Source organism: Streptomyces sp. NPDC029216 (genome assembly GCF_040648015.1).
Classification (GTDB): domain Bacteria; phylum Actinomycetota; class Actinomycetes; order Streptomycetales; family Streptomycetaceae; genus Streptomyces.
The window spans coordinates 1-18,682 of record NZ_JBEZWL010000025.1 but is presented as its reverse complement, the minus strand read 5'-3'; the positions used below and the strand labels follow the sequence as shown (position 1 = coordinate 18,682).

Below are 18,682 nucleotides of genomic sequence, written 5' to 3'. Positions count from 1 at the left end.
TGTGAGCTCCTCGGGGCCTAGAGGGGGATGTTGCCGTGCTTCTTCGGGGGCAGGGACTCCCGCTTGGTGCGCAGCTGCCGCAGCCCCTTCACCACGTGGGCGCGGGTCTCGGAGGGCATGGTCACCGCGTCGATGTAACCGCGCTCGGCGGCCGTGTACGGGTTGAGCAGGGCGTCCTCGTACTCGGTGATGAGCCGGGCACGGGTCTCCTCCACCTCCTCCGGGGCGGCCTCCGCGATCGTGCGCCGGTGCAGGATGTTCACCGCGCCCTGCGCGCCCATGACGGCGATCTGGGCGGTCGGCCAGGCCAGGTTGAGGTCCGCGCCGAGGTGCTTGGAGCCCATGACGTCGTAGGCGCCGCCGAAGGCCTTGCGGGTGATGACGGTGATGAGGGGGACGGTGGCCTCGGCGTAGGCGTAGATCAGCTTCGCCCCGCGCCGGATGATTCCGTTGTACTCCTGGTCGGTGCCCGGGAGGAAGCCCGGCACGTCGACGAAGGTCAGCACCGGGATGTTGAAGGCGTCGCACGTCCGCACGAAGCGCGCGGCCTTCTCCGAGGCGTTGATGTCCAGGCAGCCGGCGAACTGCATCGGCTGGTTGGCGACCACGCCCACCGGGTGTCCCTCGACGCGGCCGAAGCCGGTCAGGATGTTCGGGGCGAACAGGGACTGCGTCTCCAGGAACTCCCCGTCGTCCAGCACGTGCTCAATCACAGTGTGCATGTCGTACGGCTGGTTCGCACTGTCCGGGATCAGCACGTCGAGTTCGAGGTCGGCGTCGGAGACCTCGGTGTCCGCCTCCTCCGGGAAGGAGGGCGGCTCGGACAGGTTGTTCGACGGCAGGTACGCGAGCAGCGACTTCACGTACTCGATGGCGTCCTTCTCGTCGCCCGCCATGTGGTGCGCCACGCCCGAGGTGGAGTTGTGGGTGCGCGCACCGCCCAGCTCCTCGAAGCCGACGTCCTCGCCGGTGACCGTCTTGATGACGTCCGGCCCGGTGATGAACATGTGCGAGGTCTGGTCCACCATGACCGTGAAGTCGGTGATGGCCGGGGAGTACACGGCGCCGCCGGCGCAGGGGCCGACGACCAGGCTGATCTGCGGGATCACACCGGAGGCGTGGACGTTGCGGCGGAAGATCTCGCCGTACATGCCCAGGGCGCTGACGCCCTCCTGGATGCGGGCGCCGCCGGAGTCGTTGATGCCGACGACCGGGCAGCCGGTCTTCAGCGCGAAGTCCATCACCTTGATGATCTTCTGGCCGTAGACCTCGCCGAGGGCCCCGCCGAAGACGGTGAAGTCCTGCGAGAACACGGCCACGGGCCGGCCGTCGACCGTGCCGTAGCCGGTGACGACGCCGTCGCCGTAGGGGCGGGTCTTCTCCAGCCCGAAGTTCGTCGACCGGTGCCGGGCGAACTCGTCCAGCTCGACGAACGACCCCTCGTCCAGCAGCAACGCCACCCGCTCACGTGCCGTCAGCTTGCCCTTGGCGTGCTGCTTCTCGACGGCGCGCTCGGAACCGGCGTGCGTGGCTTCCTCGACTCGGCGCCGCAGATCCGCGAGCTTGCCCGCGGTCGTGTGCATGTCGATCGGCTCTGAGGGTTGGGACATCGGGGTCGCGGCTCCCTGTGTGGTGTCAACTGCCTGGTCAATTGATTGACTGCTGCTGGCTACTGGTGCGTAGCGTATCGGCGGGCATGGCGCTCGGCAGTGCGGCGTTTGACACACCTAGATTGGGTTGCATGACGCCATCAGATGCTTCAGCCGCAGCGGGAGCCGGACGCTGGTCGAGCCTGGACCGGCCCCCGCTCAATCCCGCAGCACTGCACAGGGCCCTCGTCACCGAGGGCGGGCTGTGGACCTCGCTGGAGGTCGTGCCCTCCACCGGGTCCACCAACACCGATCTCGCGGCCCGGGCCGCGGAGCTGCCCGAGGGGGCCGTGCTGGTCGCCGAGGAGCAGACCGCCGGTCGTGGGCGGCTCGACCGCAGCTGGGTCGCGCCGGCCCGGTCCGGGCTGTTCTTCTCCGTCCTGCTCAAGCCGGGCCCGGGCGTGCCCGAGGAGCGGTGGGCGTGGCTGACCCTGCTCGCCGGGGTGGCCACGTCGAGCGGGCTGTCGCGGGCGGCGGGGGTGGACGCCCTGCTCAAGTGGCCCAACGACCTGCTGGTGACCGTGGAGGGCGAGGAGCGCAAGGCGGGCGGCATCCTCGCCGAGCGGGTGGGCGACGGGGTGGTCATCGGGATCGGCCTCAACGTCACCCTCACCGAGGACGAGCTGCCCGTACCGCAGGCGGGCTCGCTGGCCCTGGCGAAGGCGACCGTGACCGACCGGGAGCCGCTGCTGAAGGCCGTGCTGCGGTCGCTGGAGGAGTGGTACGGGCGCTGGCGCGACGCCGCCGGGGACCCGGGGGAAAGCGGCCTGCAGGAGACGTACGCGGCGGGCTGCGCGACGCTCGGCCGGCACGTGCGGGCCGACCTGCCGGGGGGCCGGACGCTCACCGGTACGGCCGAGGCGCTGGACACCGACGGGCACCTGGTGATCCGGACGGCCGAGGACGAGCGGGTGGCGGTGGGGGCGGGTGACGTGGTCCACCTGAGGGCGGTCCGCTAGCACCGGCTTCCAGGGGGTTCGGGTGCGGCGCCGCTGCCGGGGGCTCCGCCCCCGGACCCCCGGCGCCTCACCCGCCGGCGGGGCCGGGGGTGGCTCGAACCTCGTCGGCGCCGGAACTGGGGGAGTGAGCTACGGCACACCTGCCGTATGGTTTAGGCGATCCCGGTCCTCGCGGTGATCACCCGGTTCGGCTGTGCGCACGGAATGGACAGGAGGCGGCCCTTGACCGTCGACGACTCTACGTCCAGCGCGTCCTCGTCCGGCTCCGCGGGCAATCCCGGGACCCCGATCGGGCGGGACCAGCACACCCCGTTCCACGAGGTCGACCATGCGGCGCAGCCCACGGCCGACCCGCTCGCCATCCGGCTGGAGCAGCTCATCCTGGGCGCCGAGCGGCGCTACACGCCCTTCCAGGCGGCCCGCAGCGCCGGCGTCTCGATGGAGCTGGCCTCGCGGTTCTGGCGGGCCATGGGCTTCGCGGACATCGGGCAGGCCAAGGCCCTGACGGAAGCCGACGTACTGGCGCTGCGGCGGCTCGCCGGCCTGGTGGAGGCCGGGCTGCTGAGCGAGCCGATGGCGGTGCAGGTGGCGCGTTCCACCGGGCAGACCACCGCCCGGCTGGCGGAATGGCAGATCGACTCCTTCCTGGAGGGGCTGACGGAGCCGCCGGAGCCCGGGATGACCCGTACGGAGGTCACGTACCCGCTGGTCGAGCTGCTGCTGCCGGAGCTGGAGGAGTTCCTCGTCTACGTGTGGCGGCGCCAGCTGGCGGCGGCCACGGGGCGGGTGGTGCAGGTCGCGGACGACGAGGAGATGGTCGACCGGCGGCTCGCGGTGGGCTTCGCCGACCTGGTGGGCTTCACCCGGCTCACCCGGCGGCTGGAGGAGGAGGAGCTCGGCGAGCTGGTCGAGGCCTTCGAGACCACGGCGGCGGACCTGGTGGCCGCGCACGGCGGCCGGCTGATCAAGACGCTCGGCGACGAGGTCCTGTACTGCGCCGACGACGCCGCGACGGCGGCGGAGATCGCCCTGCGGCTGATCGAGACGATGGAAGCGGACCCGCAGATGCCGGAGCTGCGCGTCGGGATCGCCTTCGGGACGGTGACCACCCGGATGGGCGACGTCTTCGGGACGACGGTGAACCTGGCGAGCCGGCTGACCTCCATAGCGCCGAAGGACGCGGTGCTGGTGGACGGTGCGATGGCCGAGGAGCTGGGCCGCACGGGTGCGGCGCCGGTGTCGGAGAAGTCGGCCGAGAAGGAGGAGGGCGGCGGCTCGTACCGCTTCGCGCTCCAGCCGATGTGGCAGCGGCCGGTGCGCGGACTGGGTGTCGTGGAGCCCTGGTCGTTGACGCGGCGGACGCCTAAGATCCCCGGGTAACGTTCGTTAACTTTTCCGGGAGAGTGTGCCGTGGGCGGGAACGACGAAGCCCGGTTCGGGGAGTTCGTGGCGGTGCGGCGGCACGGCGAGCGCGGAGTGGTCGCGGAGCTGGTGCTGGACCGCCCCAAGGCGATGAACGCCGTGTCGACGGAGATGGCGCGGTCGATCTCCGCCGCCTGTGACGCGCTCGCGGCCGATCCCGGCGTACGGGTCGTCGTGCTGACCTCCACCCACGAGCGGGCCTTCTGCGTGGGCGCGGACCTCAAGGAGCGCAACTCGCTGACGGACGCCGAGCTGGTGCGGCAGCGGCCGACCACCCGGGGTGCGTACGGGGGCGTGCTGGAGCTGCCGATGCCGACCATCGCGGCCGTGCACGGCTTCGCGCTGGGCGGCGGCTTCGAGCTGGCGCTGGCCTGCGACGTGATCGTGGCCGACGGGACGGCGGTCGTCGGGCTGCCCGAGGTGTCGGTGGGCGTGATCCCGGGCGGCGGCGGCACGCAGCTGCTGCCGCGCCGGGTCGGGGCGGCCCGGGCCGCCGAGCTGATCTTCACGGCCCGCCGGGTGGAGGCGGCCGAGGCGCTGTCCCTGGGGCTGGTCGACGAGCTGGCCCCGGCCGGCGAGGACCGTGCGCGGGCCCTGGAGCTGGCCGCGGCGATGGCGGCGAACTCCCCGGTCGGGCTGCGCGCGGCCAAGCGGGCGCTGCGGCTGGGGCACGGGATGGACCTGGCGGCCGGGCTGGAGATCGAGGACGCGGCCTGGCGGACGGTGGCCTTCTCGGGCGACCGGGCGGAGGGCGTGGCGGCGTTCAACGAGAAGCGCAAGCCGGAGTGGCCGGGCCAGTAGCCCCCTGCTCCGCCCGGCGTCGGCTGCGCGGTGCGGTCCCGGGGTCACCCAAAGTCGCGCCATCCATCACTAAATCGGATAAAACTCCCTAATCTAGGGTGATGGAAGTTGACGGGCGGCTTCGGGCCGTCGTGGGCCTCGCGCAGGCCATGGCGGCGGCCTGCGCGCCGCGGGACAGCGTCCGGGCCGCCGCCCGGGGGGCCCGGCTGGCGATGGACGGGTCCTTCGCGGCCATCTCCGCCTGGGAGCGCGAGCGCGGGCGGCTGCGGGTCCTCGTCAACGAGGGGGAGCTGCGGGCCGGGGAGGAGGAGTTCCCCGAGGACGAGTCCTATCCCGTGCACGACTTCCCCGAGATCACCGAGTTCCTGCACGAGCGCTGGGTCGGGGGCGGCGGGCCGCACGCCTGGGTGGAGAGCGCGGCCGCCGGCCGGCCCGGGCGCCGGGGCGCGGCCCTGCGGGCGCGGGGGCGCGGGACGTGCGTGGTCGCGCCGATCGTGCTCAGCGGGCGCGCCTGGGGGGAGCTGTACGTCGCCCGGGACGTGGGCCTGGCCGATTTCGACGACACCGACGCCGAGTTCGCGACCGTCCTGGCGGCCGTCGTGGCGGCGGGGCTCGCGCAGAACGAGCGCCTGGAGGAAGCCCGGCGGCTGGCCTTCACCGACCCGCTGACCGGCCTGGCCAACCGGCGGGCCGTGGACATGCGGCTCGACGAGGCGCTGGAGGAGCACCGGCGCTCGGGGGCGGTGGTGAGCCTGGTCGTCTGCGATCTGAACGGCCTGAAGAAGGTCAACGACACCCTCGGGCACGCGACGGGCGACCGGCTGCTGGAACGGTTCGGCTCGGTGCTCAGCCTGTGCGGGGCCATGCTGGCGGGCGCCCTGGTCGCACGGCTGGGCGGGGACGAGTTCTGCCTGGTCAGCGTCGGCCCGTCGGCGGACGAGGTGGTGGCGGTGACCGAGGAGGTGTGCGCCCGGGCCGCCGCGCTGGAGCTGGGGGAGGGCGTGGCCTGCGGGGTCGCCTCCACGGGGGACCCGATCGGGCCCGTGAAGTCCTCGCGGCGGCTGTTCCGGCTGGCGGACGCCGCGCAGTACAAGGCGAAGGCCGCCCGGTCGGTGGGCCCGGTCGTCGCGGGCCGCGACACGGCGGTGGTGCGCCTGGCCGACGCCGCGGCGCGGGAGGCGTCCGGGGAGCGGCGGCGGTTCCGGGGGAGGCAGTGAGGGCGTGGGTGCAGGTGGGGCGGGTGGTGCCGACAGGGTTGGTCCGTAAGGGGTAATGGGCGGACCCGATCGTGACATTTCCAGCTAGTGACATGAAGGGATTCAGTCCGTAGGGTGCTGAATATGGATATGCACACTGTCGTGGTGGGGACCTCCGGGACCACCGCCGAGGACGTCATCGCCGTCGCCCGAGGCAACGCGCGGGTCGAGCTGTCCGGCGAGGCGCTCGAAGCCCTCGGCCGCGCCCGCGAGATCGTCGACGCGCTCGCCGCCAAGCCCGAGCCCGTCTACGGCGTCTCGACCGGCTTCGGCGCCCTCGCCTCCCGGCACATCAGCCCCGAGCTGCGCGCGCAGCTCCAGCGCAACATCGTCCGCTCGCACGCCGCCGGCATGGGCCCGCGCGTCGAGCGCGAGGTCGTCCGCGCCCTGATGTTCCTGCGCCTGAAGACGGTGGCCTCCGGGCACACCGGCGTACGGCCCTCGGTCGCCCAGACCATGGCCGACCTGCTCAACGCCGGCATCACCCCCGTCGTCCACGAGTACGGCTCCCTCGGCTGCTCCGGCGACCTCGCCCCGCTCTCCCACTGCGCCCTCGCGCTCATGGGCGAAGGCGACGCCGAGGGCCCCGACGGCGTGGTCCGCCCCGCCGGCGAACTGCTCGCCGAGCACGGCATCGAGCCCGTCGAGCTCCGCGAGAAGGAGGGCCTCGCCCTCCTCAACGGCACCGACGGCATGCTCGGCATGCTGGTGATGGCCCTCGCCGACCTCGACACCCTGTACAAGTCCGCCGACATCACCGCCGCGCTCACCCTGGAAGCCCTGCTCGGCACCGAGAAGGTGCTCCAGCCCGAGCTGCACGCCATCCGCCCGCACCCCGGCCAGGGCGCCGCCGCCGCCAACATGGCCGCCGTCCTCAAGGGCTCCGGGCTCACCGGGCACTTCCAGGAGGAGTCCGCCCCGCGCGTGCAGGACGCCTACTCGGTGCGCTGCGCCCCGCAGGTCGCCGGCGCGGGCCGCGACACCATGGCGCACGCCGCCCTCGTCGCCTCCCGCGAGCTGGCCGCCGCCGTCGACAACCCGGTCGTCCTGCCCGACGGGCGCGTCGAGTCCAACGGCAACTTCCACGGGGCGCCCGTCGCCTACGTCCTGGACTTCCTGGCCATCGCCGCCGCCGACCTCGGTTCCATCGCCGAACGGCGCACGGACCGGCTGCTCGACAAGAACCGCAGCCACGGCCTGCCGCCGTTCCTCGCGGACGACGCCGGCGTCGACTCCGGGCTGATGATCGCCCAGTACACGCAGGCCGCGCTGGTCAGCGAGATGAAGCGGCTCGCCGTACCGGCCTCGGCCGACTCCATCCCGTCCTCCGCCATGCAGGAGGACCACGTCTCCATGGGCTGGTCGGCGGCGCGCAAGCTGCGGACGGCGATCGACAACCTGACCCGCATCATCGCCATCGAGCTCTACGCGGCGACCCGCGCCCTGGAGCTGCGCCACGGCCTCACCCCGGCCCCGGCCAGCCAGGCCGCCCTCGCGGCGGTCCGCGCGGCGGGCGTCGAGGGCCCCGGCCCGGACCGCTTCCTGGCCCCGGACCTCGCGGCGGCCGACGCCTTCGTCCGCGCGGGCGGCCTGGTGGCGGCGGTCGAGCCGGTGACGGGGCCGCTGGCGTAGGGGCTGTGCTGGTGGAGGCCGCGCCCCGGGGGGTTTCCCGGGGGCGCGGCCTTCTGGTGTTCAGGGGCGGGGTCGGGGCCGGGGGAGGGCGGGGTTTCGGCTGGGCGGCCCCTGGTCCGGAATCAGGACGATGAGGCCGCCGGATGCCCGGCCCCCCTACCCCACCCGCGACCGCCGCACCGAGAACGTCACGAAGCCTGCCCCCAGGCCCAGGCACAGGGTGCCGCCCAGGACGTACGGGGTGGTGTCGACGCTGCCCGTGTCGGCCAGGGAGAGGACTGTGATCGTTGCGGGGTGGTCCTCCGGGGCGATGGTGCCGTCGCCCGTGCCCTCGCCCGTGACCGTGCCCGTGTTGGCGGCGGCGGGGGCTCCCGAGGAGGTCTGGGGATCCGGGGCGGTGGCGTTCGCCGAGGGGACGAACCAGAGGGCGGCGAGGAGGGTGGTCGCTCCGAGAGCGGTGAGCAGCGGTCGAGGTGCGGACACGGTGCGATCCCCCTTGCGGAAGCAGCGAATTGGCCGTGTGCGCAGATGCTAGTGAAAGGGGCGGGTCGCGGGAAAGTCGAGGCTGTCGCGGGCTTACTCTCCGTCGTATGAACCCTTCTGACACATCACGTTACGTCCGGCTTCGCGTCGATTTGGTGCTGGAGGTGTCGGATTCCGATGCCCTCATCGGCGCCGCCCTCGCCCACATCAAGGCCGACGAGTTCATGCCGGACGAGGAACGCGGCCACGCCGAGTCCGCGGTGCGGGAAGATGAGTCCGAGGCCCTGGCCTACCTCGTCGACCCCACCGACCTGGTCGCGGAGCTCGCCGGCGTGGAGCTGGCCCAGGCCTCCTGGAGCAGTGAACCCGTCGAATACGACCCCGAGTCCCTGGAGTGGGACCTGGACGGGGAAGATGGGGACTTCGAAGAAGAGGCCGACAACGCCTGACCGTGGGGTTGCACACATTCGAACGGAATGTGGAACCGATCCGCGTCGTTAACGCGTTGTCAGGTCGTGCAGGGGGTGATCCCCCCTGCCCGGCCCGATCCCGGGAATGCAGCCTCGGGGTTTCCGGCAACGATGGAGTGACGTGTGAGGACGTACAGCAAGCGGCGGCGACGGTCCCTGGTGGCCGTGTCCGCTGTGCTCGGCGGCGTACTGATGCTTTCGGCCTGCAATGACGGGGGTGCCGACAAGTCTCAGGGCGGCGGCTCGGCCAAGTCCCAGGCCGACGTCGACGCGGCGGCGGCGAAGGACGCTTCCAAGGCGAAGATAGCGATCACGCCGAAGGACGGTGCCACCAACATAGCCACGACCGACGGAGCGAGCGTCACGGTCAGCGACGGCACGCTCACCAAGGTCGAGTTGAAGAGCTCGGACGGTACGGCCGTCGAGGGCAAGATCGCGGCCGACGGCAAGAGCTGGAAGCCGGACGCCGCGCTGAAGCGTTCCACGAAGTACGCCCTGGCGGCGACCGCGAAGGACGAGGCCGGGCGCGAGGCGCACGAGAACGCCTCCTTCACCACCCTGTCGCCCGAGAACAGCTTCATCGGCGACTACACGCCGGAAGAGGGTCAGACGGTCGGCGTGGGCATGCCGGTCTCGATCAACTTCAACAAGCCGATCAAGGACATGAAGGCCGTCCAGGCGGCCATCACGGTCACCTCCAGCAGCGGCCAGGAAGTCGTCGGCCACTGGTTCGGCAACCAGCGCCTGGACTTCCGTCCGGAGCAGTACTGGCAGGCGAACTCCACCGTCACCCTGAAGCTCGCCCTCCAGGGCGTTCAGGGCGCGCCCGGCATCCAGGGCGTGCAGAACAAGACGGTCACCTTCAAGGTCGGCCGGAGCCAGGTCTCCACGGTCGACACGAAGACCAAGAAGATGACGGTCACCCGTGACGGGCAGGTCCTCAAGACCATCCCGATCTCGGCGGGCTCCCCGGAGAACCCGACCTACAACGGTCAGATGGTGATCTCCGAGAAGTTCAAGGAGACCCGGATGGACGGCTCCACCGTCGGCTTCAAGAACAGTGAGGGCAAGGGCGAGTACGACATCAAGGACGTCCCGCACGCGATGCGGCTGTCCACGTCGGGCACGTTCATCCACGGCAACTACTGGGGCGCCGACTCGATCTTCGGCAGCGTGAACACCAGCCACGGCTGTGTCGGCCTCAACGATGCCAAGGGCGCCAACGACCCGGACACCGCCGGTGCCTGGTTCTACGAGAACTCGCTCATCGGCGACGTGGTCACCGTGGTGAACTCCCCGGACAAGACCATCAAGCCGGACAACGGCCTGAACGGCTGGAACATGAGCTGGGCGGAGTGGAAGGCCGGTCCGTCCGCGTGACGTGACACCGGCCGGCAGACGGCGGGGAGCCCTTCGGGGCTCCCCGCCGTTTCGTTTCTCCGGGGCCCTCCCGGTCAGGCGGCCGGCTCCCCGGCCGGCTCTCCGGCGGAAGTCGCGGGTGCGGTGGGCGCCATGGGTGCGGTCCACGACGACAGCAGCCGCAGGGCGTCCGCCGAGGGGGAGCCCGGTTCGGCGTGGAAGGTGACCAGGAACTGCGCCGGGTCGTCGGGCAGGGTCAGCGTCTCGAAGGCCAGCTCCAGCGGGCCCACGAGCGGGTGGCGCAGCCGCTTCACCCCGTGCGTCTTGTCGGCGACCGTGTGCGCCGCCCACAGCCGGCGGAACTCCTCGTGCTTCACGGACAGCTCCCCGACCAGGGCCGTCAGCTGCTCGTCGTCGGGGTGCTGGCCCGCGTACAGCCGCAGGTTGCTGACCACTTCGCAGGCCCGGCACTCCCAGTCCGCGTACAGCTCGGCCGTCGCCGGGTCGAGGAACACCAGCCGCACCAGGTTCCGCTCCGCCGCCGGATGCGCCCCGAAGTCCCCGAAGACGGCCGCCGCCAGCCGGTTCCAGCCGATGACGTCCTGCCGCCGCCCCACCAGGTACGCCGGCACGCCCTCCATCGCGTCCAGCAGCGTGCGCAGCTCCGGGCGGACCTGCTGGGGCCGCCGGGCGCGGCCGCGGGCGCGGGTGCGGGGGCTGGCCAGGTGGTTCAGGTGCGCCGCCTCCGTGTCGCTCAGGCGCAGCGCGCGGGCGATGGCGTCGAGCACCTCGGCGGAGACGTTCTGCCCGTGGCCCTGTTCGAGGCGCGTGTAGTACGCCACCGACACCCCGGCCAGCTGCGCCAGCTCCTCGCGGCGCAGCCCCGGCACCCGGCGGCGGCGCCCGTAGTCGGCCAGGCCCACGTCCTCGGGGCGCAGCCGGGCGCGGCAGGTACGGAGGAAGTCTCCCAGCTCGGCTCGCTGGTCCAGGCGGTGGTCCATGGCGCAATTATCCCGGGCGGGGCCGCGCGGTGCGGGGCCTCAGCCTGACCCCGTCAGGGGTAGGTCCGGCGGTCCTAGGTTCCGCAGGGGGCTGGGTGGCCGGACCGTGCCGGGGCATCGTGGGGGCATCGCAGCACGGACGCCCCGGCCGGCCCCTTCCGGCGGGCCCGGCGTCCCCCGTCCGAGGAGAACCCCGCATGTCCGTCACGCAGGTAGCCGCCTACGCCGTCCCCGCCCCCAAGGCCCCGCTGGAGCGCACGACCGTGCCGCGCCGCCCGGTCGGTGAGCACGACGTCCTCATCGAGATCAAGTACGCCGGCATCTGCCACTCCGACATCCACCAGGCCCGCGACGGCTGGGGCGAGGGCATCTTCCCCATGGTCCCGGGCCACGAGATCGCCGGTGTCGTCACCGAAGCCGGCGCGGGCGTCTCGAAGTTCGCGGTCGGCGACCGGGTGGGCGTCGGCTGCATGGTCGACTCCTGCCGGGAGTGCGAGTACTGCCTGGCCGGGCTGGAGCAGCACTGCGTGCGGGGGGCGGTCGGCACGTACAACGCCCTCGACAGGAACGGGGAGCCCACGTACGGCGGTTACTCCACGCACCTCGTCGTCGACGAGAACTACGCCGTGCGCATCCCCGCCGGTCTCGCGCTCGACGTCGCCGCGCCGCTGCTGTGCGCCGGGATCACCCTGTACTCCCCGCTGAAGCGCTGGGGTGCGGGGCCCGGCAAGAAGGTCGCGGTCGTCGGGCTCGGCGGGCTCGGGCACATGGGGGTGAAGATCGCGCACGCGCTCGGCGCGGAGGTGACCGTCCTTTCGCAGTCCCTGCGCAAGAAGGAGGACGGCCTGCGCCTGGGCGCCGACCACTACTACGCGACCGCCGACGGGGCCACCTTCGAGGAGCTGAAGGGCCGCTTCGACCTGATCCTGTCCACGGTCTCGGCCCCGCTGGGCCTGGACCGCTACCTGGGCCTGCTGCGGGTCGGCGGCGCGCTGGTGAACGTCGGCGCCCCGGAGGAGCCGGTGGAGCTGAACCTGTTCTCCGTCATCGGCGGCAACAAGACCCTCGCCGGCTCCATGATCGGCGGCATCGCCGAGACCCAGGAGATGCTCGACTTCTGCGCCGGGCACGGCCTGGGCTCGGAGATCGAGGTGATCCGCGGCGATCAGATCAACGAGGCGTACGAGCGGGTCCTGGCCAGCGACGTCCGCTACCGCTTCGTGATCGACGCCTCGACCATCTGACCGGCCTCAGGCGCCCGGGGCCTCGGCCACGCCGATGGGGCAGCTGACGCCCGTGCCGCCGATGCCGCAGTAGCCGCCGGGGTTCTTGTCGAGGTACTGCTGGTGATAGGGCTCCGCCGGCCAGAAGGGGCGGTCCTGGGCGGGGAGGACGGCCGTGGTGATGGTGCCGTGGCCCGAGGACGTGAGGACCCGCTGGTAGGCGTCGCGGGAGGCTTCGGCGGTCTTCTGGTGGGCGGGGGAGTGGGTGTAGACGGCCGAGCGGTACTGGGTGCCGACGTCGTTGCCCTGGCGGAAGCCCTGGGTGGGGTCGTGGGACTCCCAGAAGAGCTTGAGGAGGGTCTCGTAGGAGACGAGGGCGGGGTCGAAGACCACGCGGACGACCTCCGTGTGGCCCGTGAGGCCCGAGCAGACCTCTTCGTACGAGGGGTTCTCCGTGTAGCCGCCCTGGTAGCCGGCCAGGGTGGTCCATACGCCGGGGGTCTGCCAGAACTTGCGCTCCGCGCCCCAGAAGCAGCCCAGGCCGAAGTCGGCGACTTCGAGGTGGGAGGGGTAGGGGCCTGCCAGGGGGTTGCCGAGGACCGTGTGGCGCTCCGGCAGGGAGAACTGCGCTTCGGGGCGGCCCTTGAGGGCTTCCTCGCGGGTGGGCAGCTCGGGCGTGCGGCGGTACGAGAACATGGATTTCCTCCTTGTGGGACAGACAACGGACGGGGGGTCGTTCCCATTCCCCCGTTCCCGTTCCCGTTCCCGTTCCCCCTCCCTTCCGTCGTCCGCGTCCGCGTCCGCGTCCGCCGGTCTCAGAGGTCCGGGTGTGCCACGCCCACCGCCCAGTCGCGGGCGTACGTGTAGCGGCGGCGGGGGTTGGCCGCGTAGGACCAGGGGATGACGCCGATGTGCCCGTCCACCTGGCGGAACTGTTCGACCGCCTCCGCGTCCCGGTCCTGCCAGAAGAGGACGAAGGCGAGCATGTGCCGCATGCGGGGCAGCCGCGGGTCGGCCGGGTCGGCGGTTTCGGCGGCGACCAGGTCCTCCAGGGCCGCGTCCGCGGCGGCGAGGATCTCCGGCTCCTTGTACCAGGTCTCGGCGAGCAGGTCGTCCTCGTGGGTCTCCTGCTCGAAGTACGCGATGAGGGGCAGCAGGGTCAGCAGGTCGCCCGGTGCGCCCGCGGCCGCCGACTCGCGGGCGAAGGCGAGGGCCAGTTCGTGGGAGCCGCGCCACTTCTGGCACCAGTGCTCCAGGGCGTGGGTGTGGGCCGACAGGACCTTCGGGGCCCGGTCGGTGATCTCGGCCCACAGGGCCCGGTAGCGGGCGTGGGGGTAGCCCAGGCCGTGGGCGATGTGCTGTTCGACCATGTACGGGAGCGGGTCGGCCGGGTCGGCCAGGGACTGGGCCTCGTGGGCGTCCCGCTGGGCCTTGGTGAGGAGCTCGCGGAAGAGGCGGAACTGTTCGGCGGTGGTGTACGCGGCCCCCTTGCGGCCGCGTACGTTCCACGCGGTCCGTACCCCGGTCTCGGCGTTGACGAGGGCGGCGAGGGGGTCCTCGGGGTGGGCCGCGCGCCAGGCGAGGAGCCAGGCGTCGTCCTCCTCGGCGGCGAGGTCGGCGAGGGCGACGACCCGCTGCCAGCGTTCCTCCCAGTCGGAGCCGGCGGCCGTGACGTACGCGGCCCCTGCCGCCCAGTCGCCCGTGCGGACGGAGGCCAGGACCGCCGTCCGCTCCGCGGGGACGGGGGCCCAGTACCTCGTGTCGAGGTCGGACTCCGGGACGTAGCCGAGGGCGACGACGGCCGCGGCCTTGGCGGCGGCCTCGTCGGCCTCGGAGGCCTCCTGCTCCGCCTCCATGCGGGCGGTCTCCGCGCGCAGCAGTTCGGTCTCGGCCTCGATGGCGGCGGCCCGGGCGGTCAGCCGCTTGGCCTTGGCGATCAGGAGGAAGCCGCGGGCCACGTAGAGGGCGCCGGCGAGCAGCAGTGCGCCCAGCACGGCCAGGAAGATCATCACGGGGTCAGGACCAGCTTTCGCAGGGGTTCGGTGTCGCACGGGTCTCCGGCGGCGGCGTCCAGGGCGGCCGCCAGCCGCTCCTCGAAGCCGTCGGCGGGGTAGCGCAGGGCGGCCTCGTCGGACCAGGACACCTGCCAGTGGACGGTGCCCCGGGCGGTCAGCTCGACGGTGGTGAGCAGCGCCAGGGCGCGGCGTACGACGGGACGGGCGTACTCGCGGGCGGCCCGGCCGGTGGCGGCGGCGGCCTCGTCGGACTGGGGGAAGCGTGCGGCGAAGCGCCAGCGCACGTCCGGGTCGGCGTCGAGGGCGTCGAGCAGGGCGGCGAGGCCGGGGCCGGCGCCGACGGCTTCGAGCTCCTCGCCGAGACCCTGCGCGTCCTGGACGGTGTGGTGGCTCATGGTGGCGTGGACGAGGTCGTCCCAGTCGGCGCGCTCCAGTGCGAGCGCCTCGGGGCTGAGGACGAGCGGCTCCAGTGCGGCCATCGCGGCGTCGGCGTCGGCGAGCAGGTCCAGCGAGGGGCGGGAGTCCCGGCTGCCGCGGCCGTCGTCGGGCAGGGCCTCGATGCGGGCCACGCGGTCGGCGAGGGCGGGGTGGGAGTCGTAGGGGGAGGCGGGTTCGGTGGAGAGCTCGGTGCGCAGCTCGTCGAGTTCGGCGTGGCGGGCTTCGAGGAGGTGGCGGAAGCCGCCGAAGAACTGGCCGGGGCGGGGCAGGACGCCGACGCGGACGCCGAGGGTGGCGTACGAGCCGAGGTAGAAGCCGTGTGCCGGGTCGAGGGCGTTGAGCTCGCGCAGGGCGGAGGCGGTGGCGTCGCGGCCGGCGGCGCGGACGGCGGCCAGGTCGGCGGCGAGCTCCTGGCGGCGGAAGCCGGCGAGGGTGGCGCGCTGGTAGAACGCGCCGTACAGGGCGTAGACGCGGGCCATGGCGCGGTAGCTGATGCCCTGGCCGGCGGTGTCGACCTCCTTGGCCTTCTTGCCCTGGGCGATGCGCTTCTCGGCCTGCTTCTCCTGCCTGGCCCGTTCCTTGGCCACCTTCTTGTCGGCGCGTTCGTTGAAGTGCGCGACGGTGCGGGACAGCTGGATGTGGCCGCGCCGGATGAGGGGGGTGAGGCGGGTGTCGAGGTTGGCGTAGTGGCCCATCTCGTGGGCGAGTACGGCGCGCAGCTGCATCTCGTCGAGGCCGGCCATCAGGGGCAGGCCGATGAGCAGGCGGCGGGTGCCGGAGCGCAGGCCGAGCAGCCGGGCGTCCTCGGAGACGGCGGCATTGACCTCGTCGGTCAGCAGGATCTCGTCGGGGGCGCGGGTGCCGACCTGGGCGGCGACCTCGCGTACGGCCTGCCACAGGGCGGGTTCGCCGGCCTCGGTGGCGGGGACTCCGGGCGTGGGCTCCGGGTCGGGGGCGCCGAGCATGAACATGCCGCGCACGATGGGGACGGCGAGGACGGCGGAGACGACGAGGACCTTGCCGGCGGCGGGGCCGTGCAGCACGCTGAAGGCGGCCCAGTCGAGGAGGCCGAGCAGGCTGAGCAGGATGGCGCCGAGCAGGTAGAAGCCGGCGAGCAGGACGAGAGCGCGCAGCGCGCGCAGTGAGGCGCCCATCAGGTGGATCCCCCGGGTGGAGAGGTGGCGGTACGGGTGGTGATGCCGGGGCGGGGGAGGTCCCGGTGACTGGCGATCACGGCCGGATCATGCGGCCCGCACGTCACTTACGGCAACTTTATTTGGCCAACGATTCGGTGACGGCGGGAGCCCGTCCCCGGGCCCCCGCGCACCGCTCCGGCTCCCCCCGCGCCCAACTCCCGTACCCGCCCGGGAGGATCAGTGCGGCAGCGTCGCCGGAGAGCCGCCGTTCGCCTCGTACCCGGCGACCGCCAGCGCCCGCACCACCGCGTACGCGTGCGCCGGGTCCTGCTGCGCCGACCACGGCAGCGCGCCCACGCAGCCGTCCACGTGCCGCACCTGCTCCATCGCCTCCGCCCAGCGCTCCATCCGCACCAGGAACCACAGCAGCAGGTGCCGTACGTGCGCCAGCATCGGGTCGTCCGCCCGCGCCTGGTGCACCGCGTACAGGGCGCCCTCCACCGCCCGCGAGACGACCGCGGTCCGCCCGAAGTCGCTCACCAGCACCGTGTCGGGAAGGTTCTCGTACAGCGAGAACAGCGGCAGCGCCGCCAGCAGCGACCCCCGCGGGGCGCGGGCCGCGGCCGCCTCCGCGAACGCGGCCGCCTTCTCCCGCGAGCCGTGCCACTTCTCGCACCAGTAGTGCAGCGCCGCCAGGTGCGCACCCATGTGCGCGGGCGCCACGTCGATCACCTTCGCCCACAGCGCGTCGAACTCGGCCTCCGCGTACCCGAGTCCGCGCGCCACCGCCAGCTCCGTGATGAACGGGACCGGGTCGCCCGGCGCCAGCAGCGCCGCCTTGCGGCAGGCCTCCCGCGCCTCCTCCAGGATGATCCGGTGGTCCTGCGAGCCCACCCCGCCCGAGGACCGCCACGCCTGCTGCACCAGCAGCTCCGCGTGCACCTGGGCGCCGCCCGCGTCCTTCTCCGCCTCCAGCCGCCACGCCTTCAGCCACGGAGCACCGACCCCCGGACGCTCCACGAGCTCCAGCGCCGCCGCCCCGCCGAAGGCCTGGACCCGCTGCCAGCGCAGCTCACCGTCCTTCGGGGTCCCGGCGAGCAGCGCCGAGGCGGCCTGCCAGCCGCCGCTGCGCTGGACGTTCGCCAGAGCGTCCATCAGGTCCCGGTCGGGCCCGGGCACCCGGACGTCCAGTTCCTCCTGCCGGGCGAACCCGTAGTCCGCGGGGTCGGCCGCGTCGGGGCTGCCCGGCGCCACCAGCCGGATGCCGCCACCGCGCCTGGCCCGGACGAACGAGAAGACCATGAGGCCGGCCAGGGCCAGTCCCATCAGGACCCAGATAATCTGCATGCCTCCCAGCGAACCAGACCCGGCGGGCCAAACGCGAATGCCGGCGCCCGCGGCCCCTTCCCGGGCCGGGTCAGCGCCGTGTCAAGGCGGCGTCAGGCCAGGAGAGGACCACGGCACGGACGGGGCATAGCATCAGCCCCATGAGCGACGACAGCCACGAGCACCAGAGCTTCGAGACCCGCGCGATCCACGCGGGCAACACGGCGGACCCGCAGACCGGTGCGGTCGTCCCCCCGATCTACCAGGTGTCCACCTACAAGCAGGACGGCGTGGGCGGACTGCGCGGCGGCTACGAGTACAGCCGCAGCGGCAACCCCACCCGCACCGCGCTGGAGGAGAACCTCGCGGCGCTGGAGGGCGGCCGGCGCGGCCTCGCCTTCGCGTCCGGGCTCGCCGCCGAGGACTGCCTGCTGCGCACGCTGCTCTCCCCGGGCGACCACGTGGTCATCCCCAACGACGCCTACGGCGGCACCTTCCGCCTCTTCGCGAAGGTCGTCTCCCGCTGGGGCGTGGAGTGGTCGGTCGCCGACACCTCCGACGCCGCCTCCGTGCGCGCCGCCCTCACCCCGAAGACCAAGGTCATCTGGGTGGAGACCCCCTCGAACCCGCTGCTGGGCATCACCGACATCGCGGTGATCGCGGACATCGCCCGCACCGCCGGCGCCAAGCTCGTCGTCGACAACACCTTCGCCTCCCCCTACCTCCAGCAGCCCCTCGCGCTCGGCGCGGACGTGGTCGTGCACTCGCTGACCAAGTACATGGGCGGCCACTCCGACGTCGTCGGCGGCGCCCTGGTCACCGCCGACGAGGCCCTCGGCGAGGAGCTCGCCTACCACCAGAACGCCATGGGCGCGGTGGCCGGCCCGTTCGACTCCTGGGTCGTGCTGCGCGGCATCAAGACCCTGGCCGTGCGCATGGACCGGCACGCCGAGAACGCCGCGAAGGTCGTGGAGGTGCTCCAGCGCCACCCGAAGGTCACCAAGGTCCTCTACCCGGGCCTGCCCGAGCACCCCGGCCACGAGGTCGCCGCCAAGCAGATGCGCAACTTCGGCGGCATGGTCTCCTTCCAGGTCGCCGGCGGCGAGGAGGAGGCCGTCGCGATCTGCGGCCGGACGAAGATCTTCACCCTCGCCGAGTCCCTCGGCGGCGTCGAGTCCCTCATCGAGCACCCGGGCCGCATGACCCACGCCTCGGTGGCCGGCTCGGCCCTGGAGGTCCCCGCGGACCTGATCCGCCTGTCCGTGGGCATCGAGAACGCCGACGACCTCATCGCGGACCTCACCCAGGCCCTGGGCTAGTCGTACGCCGCCGCCCCTGGAGGGCCTACCAGCCCTCCAGGGGCGGTGAGACGTGGCTGGGCGGCGTCACCCACGGGTGCGTCAGCGCCGCCCACACCGTGAAGGCCACCGCCGCCGCCCACAGCACCGCCCAGCCGAACCGGCGCAGCGCGCGGCGCCGGCGCAGCAGCCGCCGCCCGCGCGCGGCGGCGGC

At 72.9% G+C, this 18,682-nt stretch carries 16 protein-coding genes; 9 read left to right on the top strand and 7 right to left on the bottom strand.

What is annotated here, in order from left to right:
• Window positions 1-17: 17 nt before the first annotated feature.
• Window positions 18-1,610 (bottom strand): acyl-CoA carboxylase subunit beta, encoded by a 1,593-nt coding sequence (locus AB0F18_RS12645; protein WP_362058424.1) that lies wholly within the window; start codon window positions 1,608-1,610, stop codon window positions 18-20.
• Window positions 1,611-1,741: 131 nt separating this feature from the next.
• On the opposite strand from AB0F18_RS12645, the gene AB0F18_RS12640 reads away from it, so the two are divergent.
• The 5 genes from AB0F18_RS12640 to hutH all read left to right on the top strand — a co-directional run bounded on the left by AB0F18_RS12640 (window position 1,742) and on the right by hutH (window position 7,719).
• Window positions 1,742-2,608 (top strand): biotin--[acetyl-CoA-carboxylase] ligase, encoded by an 867-nt coding sequence (locus AB0F18_RS12640; protein ID WP_362058421.1) that lies wholly within the window; start codon window positions 1,742-1,744, stop codon window positions 2,606-2,608.
• 222 nt (window positions 2,609-2,830) lie between these two features.
• On the top strand, window positions 2,831-3,988 hold the full coding sequence (locus tag AB0F18_RS12635; protein WP_362058418.1) for an adenylate/guanylate cyclase domain-containing protein: 1,158 nt from the start codon (window positions 2,831-2,833) through the stop codon (window positions 3,986-3,988).
• Window positions 3,989-4,018: 30 nt separating this feature from the next.
• Window positions 4,019-4,831: an enoyl-CoA hydratase-related protein gene (locus AB0F18_RS12630; protein WP_362058415.1), complete on the top strand. Its 813-nt coding sequence runs from the start codon at window positions 4,019-4,021 to the stop codon at window positions 4,829-4,831.
• A 101-nt stretch (window positions 4,832-4,932) separates the two neighbouring features.
• Window positions 4,933-6,048, top strand: coding sequence for a GGDEF domain-containing protein (locus tag AB0F18_RS12625; protein WP_362058412.1), 1,116 nt, complete (start codon window positions 4,933-4,935; stop codon window positions 6,046-6,048).
• A 129-nt stretch (window positions 6,049-6,177) separates the two neighbouring features.
• Window positions 6,178-7,719 carry a histidine ammonia-lyase gene (hutH, locus tag AB0F18_RS12620; RefSeq protein WP_362058547.1) on the top strand — a complete coding sequence of 514 codons (1,542 nt, stop codon included), beginning with the start codon at window positions 6,178-6,180 and terminating at the stop codon, window positions 7,717-7,719.
• Window positions 7,720-7,875: 156 nt separating this feature from the next.
• Here the strand turns inward: hutH and AB0F18_RS12615 are convergent, their stop codons facing one another.
• On the bottom strand, window positions 7,876-8,202 hold the full coding sequence (locus tag AB0F18_RS12615; RefSeq protein WP_362058409.1) for a hypothetical protein: 327 nt from the start codon (window positions 8,200-8,202) through the stop codon (window positions 7,876-7,878).
• Between the two features lie 107 nt (window positions 8,203-8,309).
• Here AB0F18_RS12615 and AB0F18_RS12610 point away from each other — a divergent pair, with 107 nt between their 5' ends.
• Together AB0F18_RS12610 and AB0F18_RS12605 are read left to right on the top strand one after the other, a co-directional pair.
• Complete coding sequence (locus AB0F18_RS12610; RefSeq protein ID WP_362058406.1) at window positions 8,310-8,651, top strand: hypothetical protein; 342 nt, start codon at window positions 8,310-8,312, stop codon at window positions 8,649-8,651.
• Between the two features lie 144 nt (window positions 8,652-8,795).
• Entirely contained in the window at window positions 8,796-10,052 is a 1,257-nt protein-coding gene (locus AB0F18_RS12605; RefSeq protein ID WP_362058403.1) for an Ig-like domain-containing protein, read from the top strand.
• Window positions 10,053-10,126: 74 nt separating this feature from the next.
• Here the strand turns inward: AB0F18_RS12605 and AB0F18_RS12600 are convergent, their stop codons facing one another.
• Window positions 10,127-11,032 (bottom strand): helix-turn-helix transcriptional regulator, encoded by a 906-nt coding sequence (locus tag AB0F18_RS12600; protein WP_362058401.1) that lies wholly within the window; start codon window positions 11,030-11,032, stop codon window positions 10,127-10,129.
• A gap of 197 nt (window positions 11,033-11,229) precedes the next feature.
• Here AB0F18_RS12600 and AB0F18_RS12595 point away from each other — a divergent pair, with 197 nt between their 5' ends.
• Window positions 11,230-12,276 (top strand): NAD(P)-dependent alcohol dehydrogenase, encoded by a 1,047-nt coding sequence (locus AB0F18_RS12595; RefSeq protein ID WP_362058399.1) that lies wholly within the window; start codon window positions 11,230-11,232, stop codon window positions 12,274-12,276.
• A 6-nt stretch (window positions 12,277-12,282) separates the two neighbouring features.
• Here the strand turns inward: AB0F18_RS12595 and msrA are convergent, their stop codons facing one another.
• The 4 genes from msrA to AB0F18_RS12575 form a co-directional block, all read right to left on the bottom strand.
• A complete protein-coding gene (gene msrA / locus AB0F18_RS12590) occupies window positions 12,283-12,951 on the bottom strand; it encodes a peptide-methionine (S)-S-oxide reductase MsrA (protein WP_362058398.1) in 669 nt (222 codons plus the stop codon).
• A gap of 119 nt (window positions 12,952-13,070) precedes the next feature.
• A complete protein-coding gene (locus AB0F18_RS12585) occupies window positions 13,071-14,267 on the bottom strand; it encodes a hypothetical protein (protein ID WP_362058395.1) in 1,197 nt (398 codons plus the stop codon).
• Window positions 14,264-15,862 (bottom strand): M48 family metallopeptidase, encoded by a 1,599-nt coding sequence (locus AB0F18_RS12580; RefSeq protein ID WP_362058392.1) that lies wholly within the window; start codon window positions 15,860-15,862, stop codon window positions 14,264-14,266. Before AB0F18_RS12580 ends, AB0F18_RS12585 begins: the two co-directional genes overlap by 4 nt.
• Before the next feature lie 219 nt (window positions 15,863-16,081).
• Entirely contained in the window at window positions 16,082-17,191 is a 1,110-nt protein-coding gene (locus AB0F18_RS12575) for a hypothetical protein (protein ID WP_362058389.1), read from the bottom strand.
• A 140-nt stretch (window positions 17,192-17,331) separates the two neighbouring features.
• Here AB0F18_RS12575 and AB0F18_RS12570 point away from each other — a divergent pair, with 140 nt between their 5' ends.
• The gene (locus tag AB0F18_RS12570; RefSeq protein ID WP_362058386.1) at window positions 17,332-18,489 is read left to right on the top strand and encodes a cystathionine gamma-synthase; all 1,158 of its coding nucleotides are present in this window, start codon (window positions 17,332-17,334) and stop codon (window positions 18,487-18,489) included.
• The last annotated feature ends 193 nt before the right edge of the window (window positions 18,490-18,682 follow it).

Coding starts and splice junctions, on each gene's coding strand:
- AB0F18_RS12645 (WP_362058424.1), bottom strand. CDS start 1,610: ATGTCCCAACCCTCAGAGCCGATCGACATGCACACGACCGCGGGCAAG.
- AB0F18_RS12640 (WP_362058421.1), top strand. CDS start 1,742: ATGACGCCATCAGATGCTTCAGCCGCAGCGGGAGCCGGACGCTGGTCG.
- AB0F18_RS12625 (WP_362058412.1), top strand. CDS start 4,933: ATGGAAGTTGACGGGCGGCTTCGGGCCGTCGTGGGCCTCGCGCAGGCC.
- hutH (WP_362058547.1), top strand. CDS start 6,178: ATGCACACTGTCGTGGTGGGGACCTCCGGGACCACCGCCGAGGACGTC.
- AB0F18_RS12610 (WP_362058406.1), top strand. CDS start 8,310: ATGAACCCTTCTGACACATCACGTTACGTCCGGCTTCGCGTCGATTTG.
- AB0F18_RS12600 (WP_362058401.1), bottom strand. CDS start 11,032: ATGGACCACCGCCTGGACCAGCGAGCCGAGCTGGGAGACTTCCTCCGT.
- AB0F18_RS12595 (WP_362058399.1), top strand. CDS start 11,230: ATGTCCGTCACGCAGGTAGCCGCCTACGCCGTCCCCGCCCCCAAGGCC.
- msrA (WP_362058398.1), bottom strand. CDS start 12,951: ATGTTCTCGTACCGCCGCACGCCCGAGCTGCCCACCCGCGAGGAAGCC.
- AB0F18_RS12580 (WP_362058392.1), bottom strand. CDS start 15,862: ATGGGCGCCTCACTGCGCGCGCTGCGCGCTCTCGTCCTGCTCGCCGGC.
- AB0F18_RS12575 (WP_362058389.1), bottom strand. CDS start 17,191: ATGCAGATTATCTGGGTCCTGATGGGACTGGCCCTGGCCGGCCTCATG.
- AB0F18_RS12570 (WP_362058386.1), top strand. CDS start 17,332: ATGAGCGACGACAGCCACGAGCACCAGAGCTTCGAGACCCGCGCGATC.